15 protein-coding genes and 1 tRNA gene are annotated in these 18,249 nt (G+C 72.5%); 8 read left to right on the top strand and 8 right to left on the bottom strand.

What is annotated here, in order from left to right; all coding sequences use genetic code 11:
• Nucleotides 1-114: 114 nt before the first annotated feature.
• Both BLW85_RS11995 and BLW85_RS11990 read right to left on the bottom strand, forming a co-directional pair.
• Entirely contained in the window at nucleotides 115-996 is an 882-nt protein-coding gene (locus tag BLW85_RS11995; RefSeq protein WP_074992038.1) for a hypothetical protein, read from the bottom strand.
• 71 nt (nucleotides 997-1,067) lie between these two features.
• A complete protein-coding gene (locus BLW85_RS11990) occupies nucleotides 1,068-2,831 on the bottom strand; it encodes a glycoside hydrolase family 35 protein (RefSeq protein WP_074992037.1) in 1,764 nt (587 codons plus the stop codon).
• A gap of 98 nt (nucleotides 2,832-2,929) precedes the next feature.
• Between BLW85_RS11990 and BLW85_RS11985 the strand changes: the two genes are divergently transcribed.
• From BLW85_RS11985 to BLW85_RS11970, 4 genes are all read left to right on the top strand, one after another.
• On the top strand, nucleotides 2,930-3,811 hold the full coding sequence (locus BLW85_RS11985; RefSeq protein ID WP_074992036.1) for a helix-turn-helix domain-containing protein: 882 nt from the start codon (nucleotides 2,930-2,932) through the stop codon (nucleotides 3,809-3,811).
• A gap of 123 nt (nucleotides 3,812-3,934) precedes the next feature.
• Entirely contained in the window at nucleotides 3,935-4,267 is a 333-nt protein-coding gene (locus tag BLW85_RS11980; protein ID WP_070028528.1) for a chorismate mutase, read from the top strand.
• Nucleotides 4,268-4,363: 96 nt separating this feature from the next.
• Nucleotides 4,364-6,856 (top strand): aminopeptidase N, encoded by a 2,493-nt coding sequence (gene pepN, locus BLW85_RS11975; protein ID WP_070028527.1) that lies wholly within the window; start codon nucleotides 4,364-4,366, stop codon nucleotides 6,854-6,856.
• Nucleotides 6,857-6,963: 107 nt separating this feature from the next.
• Nucleotides 6,964-7,788 carry an NAD(P)H-binding protein gene (locus BLW85_RS11970; protein ID WP_070028526.1) on the top strand — a complete coding sequence of 275 codons (825 nt, stop codon included), beginning with the start codon at nucleotides 6,964-6,966 and terminating at the stop codon, nucleotides 7,786-7,788.
• Here BLW85_RS11970 and BLW85_RS11965 read toward each other — a convergent pair.
• Nucleotides 7,745-8,326, bottom strand: coding sequence for a GNAT family N-acetyltransferase (locus tag BLW85_RS11965; protein WP_167381399.1), 582 nt, complete (start codon nucleotides 8,324-8,326; stop codon nucleotides 7,745-7,747). The genes BLW85_RS11970 and BLW85_RS11965 overlap by 44 nt on opposite strands.
• Before the next feature lie 179 nt (nucleotides 8,327-8,505).
• Between BLW85_RS11965 and BLW85_RS11960 the strand changes: the two genes are divergently transcribed.
• The 3 genes from BLW85_RS11960 (at nucleotide 8,506) to pyk (ending at nucleotide 12,891) form a co-directional block, all read left to right on the top strand.
• On the top strand, nucleotides 8,506-9,864 hold the full coding sequence (locus BLW85_RS11960) for a pyridoxal phosphate-dependent decarboxylase family protein (RefSeq protein WP_074992035.1): 1,359 nt from the start codon (nucleotides 8,506-8,508) through the stop codon (nucleotides 9,862-9,864).
• Complete coding sequence (locus BLW85_RS11955) at nucleotides 9,861-11,297, top strand: lysine N(6)-hydroxylase/L-ornithine N(5)-oxygenase family protein (RefSeq protein ID WP_074992034.1); 1,437 nt, start codon at nucleotides 9,861-9,863, stop codon at nucleotides 11,295-11,297. The genes BLW85_RS11960 and BLW85_RS11955 overlap by 4 nt, the downstream gene beginning before the upstream one ends.
• A gap of 154 nt (nucleotides 11,298-11,451) precedes the next feature.
• Nucleotides 11,452-12,891 carry a pyruvate kinase gene (gene pyk, locus BLW85_RS11950; RefSeq protein ID WP_074992033.1) on the top strand — a complete coding sequence of 480 codons (1,440 nt, stop codon included), beginning with the start codon at nucleotides 11,452-11,454 and terminating at the stop codon, nucleotides 12,889-12,891.
• Between the two features lie 92 nt (nucleotides 12,892-12,983).
• Here the strand turns inward: pyk and BLW85_RS11945 are convergent.
• A tRNA-Leu gene (locus BLW85_RS11945) sits at nucleotides 12,984-13,058 on the bottom strand.
• 100 nt (nucleotides 13,059-13,158) lie between these two features.
• Here BLW85_RS11945 and BLW85_RS11940 point away from each other — a divergent pair.
• Nucleotides 13,159-13,815 carry an ANTAR domain-containing response regulator gene (locus BLW85_RS11940; protein ID WP_070028521.1) on the top strand — a complete coding sequence of 219 codons (657 nt, stop codon included), beginning with the start codon at nucleotides 13,159-13,161 and terminating at the stop codon, nucleotides 13,813-13,815.
• A gap of 72 nt (nucleotides 13,816-13,887) precedes the next feature.
• Here BLW85_RS11940 and BLW85_RS11935 read toward each other — a convergent pair whose 3' ends face one another.
• Genes BLW85_RS11935 through BLW85_RS11920 form a run of 4 tightly spaced genes read right to left on the bottom strand, consistent with a single transcriptional unit; the run spans nucleotide 13,888 to nucleotide 18,160 of the window.
• Nucleotides 13,888-14,604: an ABC transporter ATP-binding protein gene (locus BLW85_RS11935; RefSeq protein WP_070028520.1), complete on the bottom strand. Its 717-nt coding sequence runs from the start codon at nucleotides 14,602-14,604 to the stop codon at nucleotides 13,888-13,890.
• Nucleotides 14,601-15,443: an ABC transporter ATP-binding protein gene (locus tag BLW85_RS11930; protein ID WP_070028519.1), complete on the bottom strand. Its 843-nt coding sequence runs from the start codon at nucleotides 15,441-15,443 to the stop codon at nucleotides 14,601-14,603. Before BLW85_RS11930 ends, BLW85_RS11935 begins: the two co-directional genes overlap by 4 nt.
• 6 nt (nucleotides 15,444-15,449) lie before the next feature.
• Nucleotides 15,450-17,225: a branched-chain amino acid ABC transporter permease gene (locus BLW85_RS11925; RefSeq protein WP_070028704.1), complete on the bottom strand. Its 1,776-nt coding sequence runs from the start codon at nucleotides 17,223-17,225 to the stop codon at nucleotides 15,450-15,452.
• A gap of 5 nt (nucleotides 17,226-17,230) precedes the next feature.
• Complete coding sequence (locus BLW85_RS11920; RefSeq protein ID WP_070028518.1) at nucleotides 17,231-18,160, bottom strand: branched-chain amino acid ABC transporter permease; 930 nt, start codon at nucleotides 18,158-18,160, stop codon at nucleotides 17,231-17,233.
• Nucleotides 18,161-18,249 lie beyond the last annotated feature (89 nt).

Here is an 18,249-nt window from a genome sequence, read left to right as displayed (position 1 = left end):
GCGGCAGCGATCAAAATAGCGAACCGGGGTGACCGGCGCGAAACAGCCGTTGTCCTTGATCCCTGAGCCCGGGGCCTCCGGGGAGCCCAAGGGGGACGATGCGGCCGGGCGGGATCAGGTGTCGCACTCCAGCACGGTGCGGCACAACCCGCACCGGGCCCGGACCCGCCCCCGCACCGGCAGCCTGATCCGCTGGTGGCAGGTCGGGCAGGGGAAGGAGACGCGCAGGTCGCCGGACGGGCCGGGGGCGAAGGAGTAGGGGCTGCCCGGCGGTGACGGCACGGCATGGTGCCGGTCGTGGGCGTACCGGCGGCGGCCCGCCCAGCCCGCTCCCGTCAGCGGCGGCTGCTGCTCGTCCCGGCGCGCACGGGCCAGGCCCTTGGTGTACGCGGTGTAGGCCTGCGCGCTGGTGAACCACACCGAGGGGTCCTCCTGGAAGAGCAGGGACCGCTTGGCCAGCACGTAGCCGAACTCCTCCGGGGTGAGATAGCCCAGCTTCTGCGAGGAGACCCCGTCCTCCCGGTAGGCGTCCAGCAGCAGCCACCCCGCGCCCAGGTACGTCGTCACCGTGTCCGTGAGGATCTCGTTCTCCGCCGTCGTCGGGAAGGCGAGGTCGAGCCGGTGCAGATAGACGTGCGCCACCTCGTGGGCGAGTGCGGCCCCGATGTCCTCCCGGTGGGTGCGGAAACGGTCGTTCAGCTCCACGAAGTACTCGGGGCCCGCCGTCAGTTCGATGTTCGCCGCATGGGTCATCTCCCGGAAGCAGACGATCAGCCGCGCGTCCGGCAGCCGGAAGTGCCGCACGATCTCGTGGGCCACCCGCTGCGCCCCCAGATGGAGGTCGTCGGTGTCGCAGAACGCCACGTCGGCGGGGACCACGCTGGCCGAGAACGTCTGCACGGTGGTCGGTGACAGCCGCCGGTACAGCGCGTTGATCGCGGCCCGCACCGTCTCCAGGTGCGGGAACCCGTGCTCCACCGGTCCGCCGTTCGCCACGTCGGCACCCCCAGAATGGCCCCCTGCGGGCCCTTTCCCAGGGTAGGCGCCCGTGGGCCCCGCGCCCCCGCTCACACCGGCAGCAGCCGCACCGCCCCCGCGTCGCCGTCCTGCGCGCCCTCCAGTTCCAGCACCCACACCTCGTTGGCCCCTTCGCGCAGCACCGGTCCGGGCACGTACAGCGACCGCTGCGGGCCCACCGACCAGTAACGTCCCAGGCAGAAGCCGTTGACCCAGGCGAAGCCGCGCGTCGGGCCGGGCAGTTCCAGGCGCGCGTCCCCGGCCGTACCGGACACCGTGGCCGTGCCCCGGTACAGGCCGGGGCCGCCGACCGCCGGGGGCGGCGCGCCGAACGGCACCGCCGACACACCGTCCTCGAACGCGTCCAGGTCCAGTCCCCGCGCGCGCACCCCGTGCAGGTACTGCCGCTCGTGCAGCACGCCCCCGGTGATCCCCTTGGCCTCGCCGACCAGCGGTCCGTAGTTCACCCGGCCCAGGGACTCCACCCACAGCTCCACCCGCGCCGGACCCGCGACGGGGTCCTTCAGCCGCGGCTCCTCCTCGGTGAGCACCCCGGCCCGCTCGCCGTCGACGTACACCACGGCCAGGTCGCGCAGCCCCCGCACCCAGAGCGGATACGGCCGGCGCGGCCCGGGCACGTCCACCTGGTAGCGCACCAGGCCCCGGGTGACGCCCAGTTCCTCGAAGGAGGGCGGCCGGGGGGAGCACGTCTCGGCACCGCCCAGCGCCTCCAGGACGGCGTCGAGGGGAGCCCAGCCGGTGAGGAGGACATCGGCCGGGCGGTCCAGGGCGGCGGGGGGCGGCGGGAGTTCGGGCAGCGGGTCCGCCCGGTGTTCGGCCAGCACCTCGCGAAAGCGCCAGAACTTCTCGGTGGGGCGGCCGTACTCGTCCACGGGGGCGTCGTAGTCGTACGACGTCACATCCGGCAGCAGCGCGCCCTCGTGCAGCTCGCCGTCGCGGTTGGCGCCCGCCCAGCCGCCGAAACTGGTGCCGCCGTGTGCCATGTAGAGGTTCACCGAGGCGCCGCACTCCAGGATCTCGCGCAGCGCCCGCGCGGCCTCGTCCGGGTCGCGCACGGCACTCCCGCCGGACCAGTGGTCGAACCAGCCGCACCAGAACTCCATGCACATCAGCGGCCCTTGGGGGCGGTGCCGGCGCAGCGCGGCGAACGCCTCGCGCGCGTGGGAGCCGAAGTTCGCCGTGGCGAGCACCCCGGGCAGCGAGCCGCCGGTCAGCATGTGGTCCTCGGGGCCGTCCGAGGTGACCAGCGCGGCGGTGACGCCCTCGGCGCGCAGCAGTCCGGCCAGTTCGGCGAGGTAGCCGGCGTCCGAGCCGTAGCTGCCGTACTCGTTCTCGACCTGTACCAGGATCACCGGGCCGCCGCGGTCGGCCTGCCGGGAGACGACCTCGGGCAGCAGCCGGCGGAACCAGTCGCGGACCGGGGCGAGGTACCGCTCGTCCCGGGTGCGCACGCGCGTGCCCGGCCCGGCCGTCAGCCACGCCGGCAGCCCGCCGTTCTCCCACTCGGCGCAGATGTAGGGCCCCGGCCGCACGATCGCCCACAGGCCCGCCTCGCGCACCGCGTCCAGGAACCGGCCGACCGCCGCCACGTCCCGGTACCTCCCCGGAGCCGGCTCGTGCAGGTTCCACGGGACATAGGTCTCCACGCAGTTCAGGCCCATCGCCCGCAGCATCGCCAGGCGGTGCCGCCACTGGTCCTCGTGCACCCGGAAGTAGTGCAGCGCGCCGGACAGCAGCCGCACCGGCCGCCCGTCCAGCAGGAAGTCGGTCTCGCCCACCGTGAACTCGCTCATGCCGCACAGCCTCACCCCTTCCGGTGCCCCGCGCCATGGACGAAGATCGGCACCGCTTGGACAAAAACCGGCCGCCGCCGACGCCGGGAGGAGCAGCGGTGTACCAGACCTGGATGCGGTTCTTCAGCCCCGGCCCGGCGCACCACCGCCTCGGCCTGGTCTGCCTCGGGGTGGGGCTCCAGCACGGCGCGCTGCCCACGGTCGGCCCGCGCACCCTCGACCACCACGTGGCCGTCGTGATCGGCTCCGGCGCCGGCTGGTACCGGGGCGCCGACGGCCGCCGTACGACGGTCACCGCGCCCGCGCTGCTCTGGCTCACCCCCGGGGTGCCCCACCACTACGCCCCCGACCCGGACACCGGCTGGGACGAGGGCTTCGTGGACTTCGCCGGGCCCGCCACCGCCACCTACACCGAACTCGGCTACATCGAGCCCGGCCGGCCCGTGGTGCCGCTGTCCGACGCCGCCGGGCCGCGCGCGGTCGTCGCCCGCATCGCCCGCGCCGCCCGCCGCGGCAACCCGCTGCTGGAGGTGGAGACCGGCGCCGCCGTGCACGAACTCCTCGTCGCGCTGCGCCGCGCCCGCGCCGACCTCGCCCCCGACGGCGACCACGTCCTCAAGGCCCTCGCCCGGGACGCCTGCAGCCCGCTCAGCGTCGCCGACCACGCCGCCCGGCACGGCATGACCACCGCCGAACTGCGCGGCGCGGTCCGCCGGGCGGCCGGCTGCACCCCCAAGGACTACCTGCTCGGCATCCGGCTCGGCCGCGCCAAGGAGCTGCTCGCCGCCACCGAACTGCCCGTCGCCGCCGTCGCCCGCCGGGTCGGTTACGACGATCCCGCGTACTTCTCCCGGCTGTTCACCCGCCGTGTCGGTATCGCCCCGGTCCGCTTCCGCGCCCAGCAGGGGCGCAGCGTCCCCGGCGGCTGGAGCGACCGGGTCCCCGACCCCGACGATCCGCCCATGGTCGGCCCCGCGTGACCGCCCCGCCGAACCCCCGGTGACCAGCCGTGACGCGCCCGCCCCCGCCCGGTGGTCCGCTGCGCGATCCACTCCTCGGACACCACGTGAAACCGCCCCGCCGACCACATACAGTGGGCGCCCATGACCACCAGCAACACGGGTACCGGTGCCGTGGACCCCGAGGTCCGTCAGGAACTGGAGCGGCTGCGCGACAGCATCGACAACATCGACGCGGCCGTCGTCCACATGCTCGCGGAGCGCTTCAAGGCCACGCAGCAGGTCGGCCGGCTCAAGGCGGTGCACCAGCTGCCGCCCGCCGATCCGGCCCGCGAGGCCCGGCAGATCGAACGGCTGCGCAGGCTCGCCGAGAGCGCGAAGCTCGACCCCGCGTTCGCCGAGAAGTTCCTCAACTTCATCATCGCCGAGGTGATCAGACACCACGAGCGCATCGCCGAGGACACCAACGGCAACTGAAACCGGTACAACGGTGAGCAAAACGGCGATCCGGGCAAGAGCCGTGTAACGCTCCCCCTCTGTGCGCTGTCGGTCCCATCAGGCAGCATGGCGTGCATGTCCGTACTCACGCGCGATGAAGCGCAGCTCCGAGCACAGTTCCTCGACGTCCACCGCTACACGGTCGAACTGGACCTCACCACCGGGGACGAGACCTTCGGCTCCCGCACGGTGATCCGGTTCACCGCACGGTCCGCCGGGGACACGTTCGTCGAGGTGAAGCCCGCCGAGCTGCGCTCCGTCACGCTCGACGGACAGCCCCTGGACCCGGAGTCGCTGCACGAGGACCGGCTGCCGCTGAAGAACCTCACCGCGGGCGAGCACGAACTGCGCCTCGACGCGGTCATGCGCTACTCGCGCACCGGTGAGGGCATGCACCGCTTCACCGACCCGAGCGACGGCGAGACGTACCTCTACACGCAGTTGTTCATGGACGACGTCCAGCGCATCTTCGCCGCCTTCGACCAGCCCGACCTGAAGGCCGTCTTCGAGATGCGGGTCAAGGCGCCCGAGGGCTGGAGCGTGCTCGCCAACGGCGTCACCGAGCAGCGCGCCGACGGCGTCTGGGAGGCCGCGCCCACCCCGCCGATCTCCACCTACCTGGTCGCCGTCGCGGCCGGCCCCTGGCACTCGGTGCGCACCGAGCACCGCGGGCTGCCCTTCGGCATCCACTGCCGCCGCTCCCTCGCGCCCTACCTGGACGCCGACGCCGAGGAGATCTTCGAGGTCACCCGCGCCTGCTACGACCGCTACCACGAGAAGTTCGAGGAGCCGTACCCCTTCGACTCCTACGACCAGGCGTTCGTCCCCGAGTTCAACGCGGGCGCCATGGAGAACCCGGGCCTGGTCACCTTCCGCGACGAGTTCGTCTACCGCTCCGCCGTCACCGACACCGAGCGCCAGACCCGCGCCATGGTCATCGCGCACGAGATGGCCCACATGTGGTTCGGCGACCTGGTCACCCTCAAGTGGTGGGACGACATCTGGCTGAACGAGTCCTTCGCCGAGTACATGGGCTACCAGACCACGGCCGAGGCCACCCGCTTCACCGACCCCTGGACCGAGTTCGGCGTCACCCGCAAGGCCTGGGGCTACGAGGCCGACCAGCGCCCCACCACCCACCCGGTCGCCCCGGAGAACGTGGACGACACCGCCTCCGCCCTGCTCAACTTCGACGGCATCTCCTACGCCAAGGGCGCCTCCGCGCTGCGCCAGCTGGCCGCCTGGCTCGGCGAGAAGGACTTCCTCGCCGGCATCAACACCCACTTCGCCCGGCACAAGTTCGGCAACGCCACCCTCGCCGACTTCATCGACTCCCTGGCCTCCGCCACCGAACGCGACGTGCGCGCCTGGGCCGACAGCTGGCTGCGCACCACCGGCGTCGACACCCTCACGCCCGTGGTCGAGACCGCCGACGGCGCCTGCACGCTGAGCGTCGACCGCAAGGGCGGCCGCCCGCACCACCTCGTCGCCGGGCTGTACGACCACGATGTCGCCGACGAGGGCCGGCTGGTGCTGCGCGAACGCATCGGCCTCGACGTCCCGCAGGACGCCCCGCGGCCCATCGGCAAGCGCCCCGCGCTGCTCCTGCTCAACGACGAGGACCTCACCTACGCCAAGGTCCGCTTCGACGCCGGGTCCGCCGAGACGCTGCGCACCAGCCTGTCCGGGCTGCCCGACCCGCTCACCCGCGCGATCGTGTGGAACGCCCTGCGGGACGCGGTGCGCGACGGCGAACTGGCGCCCACCGCCTACCTGGAGACCGCCCGCGCCCACCTGCCGCGCGAGACCGACCTGGCCGTCGTGCAGGGCGTGCTCGCCTTCGCCACCGGCCAGATCGCCGACCGGTACCTGCCGGCCGAGGAGCGCCCGGCCGCCCTGGCCACCCTCACCGCCCTCTGCCGCGATCTGCTGCGGCGCACCGAGGACGGCGACCACCCCGGCCTGCGGCTGATCGCCGTGCGCCACCTGATCGGCGTGGCCGCGCACCCGGACACCATCGCCGCCTGGCTCGCCGACGGCACGGTGCCCGGCGGCCCGGAGCTGGACCCCGAGCTGCGCTGGCGCATCCTCGCCCGGCTCGCCGTGCTCGGCGCCACCGACGAGGCCGCCATCGCCGCCGAACTGGCCCACGACCCCAGCGCCACCGGCCAGGAGGGCGCCGCCCGCTGCCGTGCCGCGCTGCCCGACGCGGAGGCCAAGCGCGCCGCCTGGGCCGCGATGTTCACCGGCGACGAGCTGTCCAACTACCTGTTCACGGCCACCGCGCAGGGCTTCTGGCAGCCCGAACAGGCCGAGCTGGTGCGGGAGTACGTGCCGCGCTTCTACGAGGACGCGGTCCCGCTCGCCGCCCGCCGCGGCCCCGCCATCGCGGCCGCCGCCGGCCGCTACTGCTTCCCGGCCCACTTCGTCGACGCCGGGCACCTGCGGCTGGGCGAGGCCTGCCTGGACGGCGCCGACCTCACCCCGGCCCTGCGCCGGGGCATCGCCGACCAGCTGGACGACCTGGCCCGCGCCCTGCGGGTGCGCGAGGGCGGGCAGCGGAAGTAGGCCGCGGGGCGTAGGGCGCGGCTCGTCCTCGGTGACGATGCGGCGCCCCTTCCCCCTCCCTAGGCTCGGTGGACCACAACGATCGACCGAGCCCTGGAGGCCACATCGTGATCGCAGTGACCGGCGCGACCGGAAACGTCGGCCGTGCCCTGGTGGACCGGCTCCTCGCCGCGGGGGAGCCGGTACGGGCGCTCACCCGCGACCCGGAGCGGGCCGCCCTGCCCGAGCGGGCCGAGGTGGTGCGGTTCCGCACGGAGGAGCCCGCCGCGCTGTTCGACGGGGTGACGAAGCTCTTCCTCTACGCCCAGGCCGTAACCCCGCAGTTGCTGGCGGCGGCCCGCGCGCACGGCGTGCGGCACGCCGTCCTGCTGTCCAGCGGCATCATCGCGGACGGCGCCGACGAGACCCACCCGATCCACGTCCTGCACGCCACCGCCGAGCGGCAGATCCGCGAGAGCGGGCTGGGCTGGACGTTCCTGCGGCCCAACGCGTTCGCCACCAACGCCCTCCAGTGGGCGCCGCAGATCCGCGCCGGCGACACCGTGCGGGGCGTCTTCGCGGGCGCGCGGTCCGCGCCGATCCACGAGGACGACATCGCGGCCGTCGCCGAGCGCGTCCTGCTGGACGACGGCCACGAGGGCGCCGTGCACCGCATCACCGGCCCGGCGGCGACGACCAACGCCGACCAGGTCGAGGCGATCGGCGCCGCCGTCGGCCGGGACCTGACCTTCGTGGAGGTCGACCCGGAGCAGGCGGGCCCCGAACTGTTCCCGCACGTGCCCCCGCAGATGCTCGGGCGGCTGCTCGCGACCTTCCGGGAGTCCGTGGGCGTGCCCCCGGAGATCACCTCCACCGTCGAGCGGATCACCGGCACCCCGGCCCGCCCCTTCAGCCGGTGGGCCCAGGACCACGCGAAGGACTTCGGCGCGTAGCGGCGTCCCGCCGCAGCACCGCCCGCCGTACGCCCCCCTCCCGCGGCCCGGTCCGGCGGTTCGCGCCGGTCGGGCGGGGCTCCGGGTCCAGGGCGAACCCGAGCCGTTCGAGGAAGCGTTCGCCGGGCCGCCAGCCGGGCGGGACCGTCGCCGTCACCTCGGCGGCGTCCCCGGCCCGGGACAGCAGGGCCTCGGCCAGGGCGCGGCCGAGGCCCCGCCCGCGCGCCCAGGGGGCCAGCAGGAACAGGCCGACGGCGACGGCGCCCGGCCCCGGGTGGTCGCGCACCGCGTCCACCACGCCCGCGACCACCCCGTCCCGCTCCAGGACCAGCAGCACCTTGTCGTCCGGGTGCGCGCCCTCGGGCAGGGCGTAGAACAGGCTCTGCACGTCACCCGGTGCCGACGGCAGGCCCGTGGCCGCCGTGAACCAGTCCTCGCACTCCTCGAACAACCGCAGCAGCGGCGCCTCGTCCGCGGGGCCCAGCTCGCGCACCAGCACCCGCTCGCCGGGCACGTCGATCATCCACGTGTCCACCATCCGGCCGACGGTAGCGACGCGCGTCCCGGTCCGCATCCCCGTTCCGACAGGTTTTCCCCGTACGGCAGTACCCACTTTCGGGTTCCGCTCGTTGGGCATTCGGGACACACGCCCCTCTTCCCGTACCACCCGGAGTCCACGCGGCGCGCCCCGGCGGCCCCGCGAGCGGAGGCCAGCCCATGCCGATCGAGCCCCTCGCCTCGGGTCCCCACGGCCCCGACGCCCTCCGGCCGCTCCTCGACACCGTGTTGGAGGCGCTCGCGCAGGGCCGGCGGGCCCGCGGCGGCCCGCTGCCCGCGGGCGGCCCCCGGGCCGTCGCCCGCCGGGTCGCCGACGCGCTCGGCGAGGTACTGCCCGAGGAGGGCGACCCGGACGGACTGCGCCTGCTGGTGGCGGCCCTCGCCGAGGGGGCCGCCGACCCCGCCGACCCGCTGTGCGCCGGCCATCTGCACTGCCCGCCGCTCGCCGTGGCCACCGCCGCCGACCTCGCCGTCAGCGCCCTCAACCCCTCCCTGGACTCCTGGGACCAGGCCCCCGGCGCCACCGCCCTGGAAGCCGTCGTCGCCGGGACCCTCGCCCGGACGGCCGGCCTGGCCGACGCGCTGGTCACCACCGGCGGCACCGAGTCCAACCAACTCGCCCTGCTGCTCGCCCGCGAGGCGTACGGCGGCAGCGTCCGCCTCGTCTGCGCCGCGTCCGCCCACCACTCGCTGGCCCGCGGCGCCTGGCTGCTCGGCCTGCCCGACCCGGTCGTCGTCCCGGCGCCCGGCGGCACCCTCGACCCGGCCGCCCTCGACGCCGCCCTCACCGACCTATCCGGCCCCCTGCTGGTCGCGGCCACCGCCGGCACCACCGACGCCGGCCTGATCGACCCGCTGCCCGAGATCGCCGCCCTGTGCGCCGCCCACGGCGCCCGGCTGCACATCGACGCCGCCTACGGGGGCGGGCTGCTCTTCAGCGACCGGCACCGGGCCCGGCTCGCCGGACTCGACGCCGCCCACACCGTCACCCTCGACCTGCACAAACTCGGCTGGCAGCCGGTCGCCGCGGGCCTGCTCGCCGTCGCCGACCCGGGCGAGCTCGCCGTGCTCCACCACCACGCCGACTACCTGAACGCCGACGACGACACCGAGGCCGGCTTCCCCGACCTGCTCGGCCGCTCCCTGCGCACCACCCGCCGCCCCGACATCCTCAAGGTTGCCGTCACCCTCCGGATTCTCGGGCGGCGCGGACTCGGCGCCCTGGTCGACCAGGTCTGCGACCGGGCACACGAGTTCGCCGCGCTGGTGCGCGCCCACCCCGGCTTCGAGCTGTACGACACCCCCGTCGTCAGCACGGTCCTGTTCCGCCCCGCCGACGCCGACGACGCCACCGTCGCCGCCGCCCGCCGGAACCTGCTGCACGAGGGCCGGGCCGTCCTCGGCCGCGCCCGGCTCGACGGCCGCCTCTGGCTCAAGGCCACCCTCCTCAACCCCCACACCCGCCCCGACGACCTGGCCCACCTGTTGAAACTCGTCGAAGGAAGCACCCCCGGATGATCCCCACCACCGCTCCCCGGACCACCCTCGCCCCGCGCCGCGACCCCGACGCCCCCCGCGACCTGGTCGGCATCGGCATCGGCCCCTGCAACCTCTCCCTCGCCGCCCTCGCCCAGCCCCTGCCCGAACTCGACGCCGTCTTCTACGAACAGCGGCCCGGCTTCAGCTGGCACCCCGGCCTGCTCATCGAGGGCTCCACCATCCAGGTGCCCTTCCTCGCCGACCTGGTCACCCTCGCCGACCCCACCAGCCGCTGGAGCTTCCTCAACTACCTCAGAACCCGTGAGCGGCTGTTCCCCTTCTACTTCTCGGAGCGCTTCCACATCCAGCGCGCCGAGTACGACGCCTACTGCCGCTGGGTCGCCGAAAGCCTGCCCGGACTGCGCTTCGGCCACCAGGTGGACTCGGTGCGCTGGAACGCCGGACGGGGCCTGTTCGAGGTCGACTTCACCCAGCTGGACGCCGACGGCGAGGCCGACGCCCTCGGCCGCGCCTACACCCGCAACATCGTCCTCGGCGTCGGCACCGTCCCCCATGTACCCGCGCCCCTCAAGCCCATGGTCGACGCCCCCGGCCTGCCCGTCGTGCACGCCGCCGACTACCTCGACCACCGCGACGCCGTGCTCGCCGCGGGCCACATCACCGTCGTCGGCTCCGGGCAGTCCGGCGCGGAGATCTTCCTCGACCTGCTGCGCCACCGCCCGGTCGGCGAGGAGCGGCTGCACTGGATCGGCCGCAGCGCCGCGTTCGCGCCGATGGAGTACTCCAAGCTCGGCCTGGAACACTTCACCCCCGACTACACGCGCTACTTCCACGCCCTCGCCGAACCGGTGCGCGACCGGCTCGTCACCGACCAGTGGCAGCTGCACAAGGCCGTCGACGCCGGCACCCTCGCCGCCATCCACGACGAGCTGTACCGGCGCACCCTGAACGGCGGCTGGCCCGACGCCGTGCTCACCCCCGGGGTGCGGGTGCGCACCGCGGGCCGGATCGCCAACAGCAAGGTCGAACTCCATCTGGAGCACCTCCAGGAGGGCAGCCGCTCCCGGCTCGCCACCGACGCCGTCGTCCTGGCCACCGGCTACCGCCAGCGACCCCTCGACCGTCTGCTGGCCGCCCTCGACCCGTATCTCCGCCGCGACGACGGCGACCGCCCGCGCATCGACGCGGACTTCCGCCTCGACCTGGACCCCGCGGTGACCGGCTCCGTCTACGTCCAGAACGCCGAACTGCACACCCATGGCGTCGGCGCCCCCGACCTCGGCCTGGCCGCCTGGCGGGGCGCCACCATTCTCAACTCGCTGACCGGAAAGGACCCCTATCCGCTGCCGTCCCGTACGGCTTTCACCACCTTCGGCCTGCGTGAATCGCATTCCGCCGTCCCGCAAGCCCGGCACGCGCCCCAACTCACCCCGCTGGCCGAGGAGGGATAACGCATCGGCCCGCCGGTTTCGAGCCACCCGGAAATTGCTCATAGGAGCGGCCGTCCGCACAATTCAACACTTGTCAATAAGGTTTCACGTAAAGGTTGTTGAGTGGTCATGCGGCCCGGAATCTCTACCGGCGGGTAAGTCATAGGCTCGAACCATGCGCCGAGCAAAGATCGTTTGTACATTGGGGCCCGCCACCGACTCGTACGCCCAGATCAAGGCACTGGTCGAGGCCGGAATGGACGTCGCCCGCTTCAACCTCAGCCACGGCAGTCGCGCCGAACACGAGGAGCGTTACCAGCGCGTGCGCAAGGCTGCCGACGAAACCGGCCGCAGCGTCGGAATCCTCGCCGACCTTCAAGGTCCGAAGATCCGCCTCGGCCGTTTCGACGAGGGCCCGGTACTGCTTGAACGCGGTGACACCTTCACCATCACCGTCGAGGACGGCGTGGCCGGCGACCGCCACGGGTGCGGCACCACCTACGCCGGCCTCGCCGGCGACGTCGCCCCCGGCGAGCGCGTCCTGGTGGACGACGGCCGGGTCTGCCTGGAGGTCACCGAGGTCGACGGCCCCCGGGTGCGCACCCGGGTCGTCGAGGGCGGCATGGTCTCCGACCACAAGGGCCTGAACCTGCCCGGCGTCGCCGTCTCCGTGCCGGCCCTCTCGGAGAAGGACGAGGAGGACCTGCGCTGGGCGCTGCACACCGGCTTCGACATCGTCGCCCTCTCCTTCGTGCGCAGCGGTGACGACGCCCGTGCGGTGCGGCGCATCATGGCCGAGGAGGGCCGCCGCCTCCCGGTGATCGCCAAGATCGAGAAGCCGCAGGCGGTGGCGAACCTGGACGACATCGTGGCCGCGTTCGACGGGCTGATGGTCGCGCGCGGCGACCTCGGCGTGGAGATGCCGCTGGAGCAGGTGCCGATCGTCCAGAAGCGCGCCATCAAGCTCGCCCGGCGCAACGCCAAACCGGTCATCGTCGCCACCCAGATGCTCGACTCCATGGTGGACAACTCCCGCCCGACCCGCGCCGAGGCCTCCGACGTGGCCAACGCGGTCCTCGACGGCACCGACGCGGTGATGCTGTCCGGCGAGACCAGCGTCGGCAAGTACCCGGTCGAGACCGTCCGCACCATGGCGAAGATCGTCACGGCGGCGGAGGAGGACATGCTCGCCAAGGGGCTGCCGCCGCTGACCGAGCGGAACAAGCCCCGCACCCAGGGCGGCGCGGTCGCCCGGGCCGCCGCCGAGATGGGCGACTTCCTCGGCGCCAAGTTCCTCGTGGCCTTCACCCAGTCCGGGGACACCGCCCGCCGGCTGTCCCGCTACCGGCCGCCGATCCCGCTGCTGGCCTTCACCCCCGATCCGGCCACCCGCTCCCAGCTCAGCCTCACCTGGGGCGCCGAGACCTTCCTCGGCCCGCACGTCGACTCCACCGACGCCATGGTCGACCAGGTGGACGAACTGCTGCTGAAGTACGGCCGCTGCGCGAAGGGCGACGTCGTGGTGATCACGGCCGGCTCCCCGCCCGGGGTCTCCGGCTCCACCAACATGGTCCGGGTCCACCACATCGGCGAGGACGACAGCCCGGAGGAATGAGCCGGGCCCGGAACGCGAAAAGGGCCCCTTCCCGAAGGGGCCCGCAGAAATCGGTGATCACCGAACCGGTGACCTTGGAACACAAGGAAAAGTGCCCCGGGTCGGACTCGAACCGACACTGTACGGGTTTTGAATCCGTTGCCTGCTGCCAATTGGGCTACCGGGGCTCGCAGAATCCAAGGTTTCCCCCGACCCTCCGCGCGTCCACCATACCGTAGCTAGGTAGGCTCTTGTCAGCAGTACCCCTGCCCTGAACGAGGAGCCCCCGTGACCGCCGAGTCGCCCCAGCCCGTAGACGCGCCCGACGACGACAAGTCGCACGTGCCTCCGCTGACGACCCGTGTCGTCATCGCCGAGGACGAGGCCCTGATCCGTCTCGACCTCAAGGAGATGCTGGAGGAGGAGGGCTACAGCGTCGTCGGCGAGGCCGGCGACGGCGAGCAGGCCGTCGAGCTGGCCCGCGAGCACCGTCCCGACCTGGTCATCCTCGATGTGAAGATGCCCAAGCTGGACGGCATCTCCGCGGCCGAGAAGATCGCCGAGGAGTCGATCGCGCCGGTCCTGATGCTCACCGCCTTCTCCCAGCGCGACCTGGTCGAGCGGGCCCGGGACGCCGGTGCGATGGCCTACCTGGTCAAGCCCTTCAGCAAGAGCGACGTGGTGCCGGCGATCGAGATGGCCGTCTCCCGCTTCACCGAGCTGAAGCAGCTGGAGCAGGAGGTCGCCGACCTCACCCAGCGCCTGGAGACCCGCAAGCTGGTCGACCGCGCCAAGTCGGTCCTGCAGACCGAGTACGGCCTGACCGAGCCGGCCGCCTTCCGCTGGATCCAGAAGACCTCCATGGACCGCCGCATGTCGATGCAGCAGGTCGCCGAGGCCGTGATCGCGGACAACGAGGAGAAGAAGGCCGCGAAGAAGGACTGAGCGGCCCCGTACGCGACGACGATGCCCGCGCCCCCTTGCCGGGGGCGCGGGCACCGTCGTGCAGCGGCGGTGTCAGTCCTCGCCGAGGTAGGCCTTGCGGACCGACTCGTCGTGCAGCAGCTCCTGCCCGCTGCCCGACAGCACGATCGAGCCGACCTCCATCACATGGCCCTGGTCGGCGAGCGAGAGCGCGGCCTGCGCGTTCTGCTCGACCAGCAGGATCGTGGTGCCCTGGGACTTCAGCTCGGCGATCGTCGCCATGATCTTCTGCATCATGATCGGCGACAGACCCATGGACGGCTCGTCCAGCATCAGCAGCTTGGGACGCGACATCAGCGCCCTGCCCATCGCCAGCATCTGCTGCTCACCGCCCGAGAGGGTGCCCGCGGCCTGCTTGCGCCGCTCGCCCAGGATCGGGAAGAGGTCGTAGGCCCGCTGGATGTCCTGCTCGATGCCGTCCTTGTCCTTGCGCAGGAACGCCCCGAGCTGGAGGTTCTCGGCGATGCTCAGCCGCGGGAAGATGTGCCGGCCCTCGGGGGAGTGGGCGAGCCCGAGGGCGACGATCTTGTGCGCGGGGACGCCGGCGAGCGGCTTGCCGTCGAAGAGGATCTGCCCGCCGACCGGTTTGAGCAGCCCCGACAGGGTGCGCAGGGTGGTCGTCTTGCCGGCGCCGTTGGTGCCGATGAGGGTCACGACCTGGCCGGCCTCGACGCTGAACGAGATGCCCTTGACGGCCTCGATCTTGCCGTAGGCGACCCTGAGGTCCTCGACCTGGAGCAGTGCGGTCACCGGGCCTCTCCCTCCGTGCTGTCGGCGGCTCCGGCCGCCTCGACCTCCGCGGCCTCCGCCGCGCCCGGCTCGCCCTCGAAGGGCTCGCCCAGATAGGCGGCGACGACCCGCTCGTCGGCCTGGACGACGTCGGAGGTGCCCTCGACCAGCTTCTCGCCCTGCACGAGCACGGCGACGCGGTCGCACAGGTTGAAGATGAACCGCATGTCGTGCTCGATGACGAGGACGGCGATGCCCTTGTCCCGGATGGCGAAGACCAGTTCCTCGGTGGTCCGGGTCTCCTGCGGGTTCATGCCGGCCGTCGGCTCGTCCAGGAGCAGCAGCCCCGGCTCGCTGGCCAGGGCCCGCGCGATCTCCAGCTTGCGCTGCTCGCCGTAGGGCAGGTTGCGGGCCAGGTGGTCGCGCTTGCCGGCCAGGCCGACGAAGTCGAGCAGTTCCATCGCCCGCGCCTCGGACTCCCGTTCGGCCTTGCGGAAGCCGGGGCCGCGCAGCAGCGCCGACCACAGCCCCTCCTTGGTCCGCGTGTGGCGGCCCACGAGGACGTTCTCCAGCACGGTCATGTTGGCGAAGAGCCGGATGTTTTGGAAGGTGCGGGCGATGCCCGCCTGCGTCACCAGGTGCGGCTTGGGCGGCAGCACCTTGCCCTGGTAGGCGACCGTGCCCTCGGTGGGGACGTACAGGCCGGTGAGGCAGTTGAAGAAGGTGGTCTTGCCGGCGCCGTTCGGCCCGATCAGGCCGACGATCTCGCCGCTGTTCACCGTGAAGTCCACGGACCGTACGGCGGTCAGGCCGCCGAACCGCATGGTGACGTCACGGGCTTCGAGTACAGGTGTCGTCATGGTTCCTTACGCCCCTGCCTTGGTGACGGTCGCCCCGTCGGACAGCGTCGTCTGTGCCGGTACGTCGAGCTGGCCGGTCTCGTGGAACTCCAGCTTCTGGCGGCGGTTGGCGATGATGCCCTCCGGCCGGAACCGCATGAGCAGGATCAACGCCACGCCGAAGGCGAGCAGTTCGTAGTTCTGCAGGAACTGGAGCTTCTCCGGGACCAGGTACAGGACGCTCGCGCCGAGCAGCGGGCCGCTGACGGTGCCCATGCCGCCGAGGACGACGGCGGCCAGCAGGAAGGCCGAGTTGGGCGGTGCGGCGCCGGCGAACTGGTAGGGCTGCGGGTTGACGCTGTAGTTCACGTGCGCCATCACGGTGCCGGCCAGGCCCGCGAGGGAGGCGCCGAGCGCGAACGCGATCAGCTTGACCCGGAAGCCGTTGATGCCCATGGCGGTCGCGGCGGTCTCGTCCTCGCGGATGGCGATCCAGGAGCGGCCGATGCGGGAGTCGGCGGCGCGGGTGAAGACGAGCACCACGATGGCCGTCACGATCAGCATCAGGAACAGGTAGTTGGCGAACCGGCCCAGGGTGAACCCGGCGATCTGGTGCTGGTCGCCGAGGTGGAACCCGAAGATGCTCAGGTCCGGGATCTGCGTGATGCCGTTGGGTCCGCGGGTGATGTCCGGACCGGAGTCGCCGTCCAGGTTGTTGACGGCGATGCGGAAGATCTCACCGAAGCCGAGGGTGACGATGGCCAGGTAGTCGCCGCGCAGCCGCAGCGTCGGGGCGCCGATGAGCACACCGAAGACCAGTGAGGCGGCCATGCCGGTGAGGGCGGCGGCCCAGAACGGGAAGTGCACCCCGGAGAAGCGGGAGTACTCCGAGCCGGAGACCAGGGCGGCCGCGTAGGCGCCGACGCCGAGGAAGGCGACGTAGCCGAGGTCGAGCAGGCCGGTCAGACCGACCACGATGTTCAGGCCTAGGGCGACCGTGGCGAAGATCAGGATGTTGACGCCGATGTTGGCGTTGTGGTCGTCGCTCTGGGTGAAGGGGAAGATCACGGCGGCGACGAAGGCGAGCGCGGCCGCGAAGCCCTTGTGCCGCGCGGAGAGGGCGGAGTAGCGGTCGACGAGCCCGGCGTGGATGAGACCCCAGGAGGCGAAGACGATCACCAGCAGGAAGCCGATGAAGGTCTCGCTGTCGTCGTCGTTGATGCCGATGCCGTAGGTGAAGACCACCAGCGCGAGGGCGGTCCCGATGGTGATCACGGCGCGCTCGACGAGCCCGGAGCGCGTGCCCGCGCGCGGCTGGTCGGGCTTGGTGAAGTAGCCGCGCGGACCGGTGCCGGGGGCCGGGTGGGGCAGGGCGAGGGCGCCGACGACGGGCAGGGCCGAGGCGGCCATGGCCACCCAGGCGCCGGGGTCGAGGTTGACCAGGCCGCCGAGGTCGACCGCGATGGCGATGCCGGTGAACCAGCAGACGGTGAACGCGGACAGGGAGACCAGGAAGACGGGACTGGTGGCGCCCGCGGGGTTCAGCCGGTCGAGCCCCTTCACCCGCCACAGGCTCAGCCCGTACAGCAGGGTGAGGGCGCCGGCGACCAGGGCGAGGATCTGGAGTCCGGCCGGGTAGCCGTAGATCGTCAGGTTGCCGGGGAAGTCGGGGGTCCAGGTCCAGCTCATGAAGGCGCTGGCGATGGTGCCGACGGCGCCGATCGGGACGAGCAGCCGGGCGGCGGCCGGCGGGAGGGGTATCGGGCCGCGGTCGGCCCGGCTCGGGGTGGTGGTGTCGGTCATGCTGCTCACGCCCTGTCCGCGACGCGTTCGCCGAGCAGGCCCTGTGGCCTGAAGAGGAGTACGAGGATGAGGAGGACGAAGGCCCACACCGCGGCCCAGCCCTGGCCGCCGAGCTGCTGCATGCCGGGGATGTCCGCGATGTAGGCGGTGGCCATGGCCTCGGCGAGACCGAGGACGAGACCGCCGAGCATGGCGCCGTAGATGTTGCCGATGCCGCCGAGGACGGCCGCGGTGAACGCCTTCAGACCGGCGATGAAGCCCATGTCGTAGGAGACCGAGCCGTACTTGAGGCCGTACGCCGTGCCCGCGACCGCCGCGAACAGGCCGCCGATGGCGAAGGCGACGACGATGATGCGGTTGGTGTCGATGCCCATCAGCTGGGCGGTGTCCGGGTCCTGCGCGGTGGCCTGCATGGCGCGGCCGGTGCGCGACAGCCGCACGAAGAAGGCCAGGACCGCCATGCACACGGGGGCGGCGACGATCAGGAAGACGTCGCCGCTCTGGATGGTGATCGAGCCCAGGTGGTAGGGGCCGAAGGGGAGCTGGGGGAAGACCCGGGCGGTCTTGGCGTTCGGGTACAGGTTGAAGACGAGCTGCTGGAGCGCGAGCGAGAGGCCGATGGCCGTGATCAGCGGCGCGAGGCGTGGCGCGCCGCGCAGTGGCCGGTAGGCGAAGCGTTCGGCGCCGACGGCGATGAGGACGGCGACCAGGGCACCGCCGACGAGCATCGCCGGCAGGGCTATCCACATGGATATGCCGTCCGGGAGGGCGAGGTAGACCGTGAGGGCGCCGAAGCCTCCCGTCATGAAGATCTCGCCGTGAGCGAAGTTGATGAGCTGGACGATGCCGTACACCATCGTGTACCCGATGGCGATCAGGCCGTACATCGAGCCGAGGAACAGCCCGTTGGCCAGCTGCTGCGGCAGGGTGTTCACCGCATGGCCTCCATGTGGTGGGGAGAGTCAAGGTGGCGGTAGAGGGCGGGCCGCGCGGTGACGGTGGTCGGTGCCGCGCGGCCCTGGTG

This window comes from Streptomyces misionensis, from assembly GCF_900104815.1.
GTDB lineage: Bacteria > Actinomycetota > Actinomycetes > Streptomycetales > Streptomycetaceae > Streptomyces > Streptomyces misionensis.
The sequence above is the reverse complement of the archived record's forward strand: the minus strand, read 5'-3'. Positions and strand labels throughout refer to the sequence as shown.

What these genes read in the sequence shown, in the direction of transcription:
- BLW85_RS11990 (WP_074992037.1), bottom strand. Translation starts at nt 2,831, where the DNA reads ATGAGCGAGTTCACGGTGGGCGAGACCGACTTCCTGCTGGACGGGCGG.
- BLW85_RS11930 (WP_070028519.1), bottom strand. Translation starts at nt 15,443, where the DNA reads ATGACGACACCTGTACTCGAAGCCCGTGACGTCACCATGCGGTTCGGC.
- pepN (WP_070028527.1), top strand. Translation starts at nt 4,364, where the DNA reads ATGTCCGTACTCACGCGCGATGAAGCGCAGCTCCGAGCACAGTTCCTC.
- BLW85_RS11955 (WP_074992034.1), top strand. Translation starts at nt 9,861, where the DNA reads ATGATCCCCACCACCGCTCCCCGGACCACCCTCGCCCCGCGCCGCGAC.
- BLW85_RS11925 (WP_070028704.1), bottom strand. Translation starts at nt 17,225, where the DNA reads ATGACCGACACCACCACCCCGAGCCGGGCCGACCGCGGCCCGATACCC.
- pyk (WP_074992033.1), top strand. Translation starts at nt 11,452, where the DNA reads ATGCGCCGAGCAAAGATCGTTTGTACATTGGGGCCCGCCACCGACTCG.
- BLW85_RS11960 (WP_074992035.1), top strand. Translation starts at nt 8,506, where the DNA reads ATGCCGATCGAGCCCCTCGCCTCGGGTCCCCACGGCCCCGACGCCCTC.
- BLW85_RS11965 (WP_167381399.1), bottom strand. Translation starts at nt 8,326, where the DNA reads ATGGTGGACACGTGGATGATCGACGTGCCCGGCGAGCGGGTGCTGGTG.
- BLW85_RS11980 (WP_070028528.1), top strand. Translation starts at nt 3,935, where the DNA reads ATGACCACCAGCAACACGGGTACCGGTGCCGTGGACCCCGAGGTCCGT.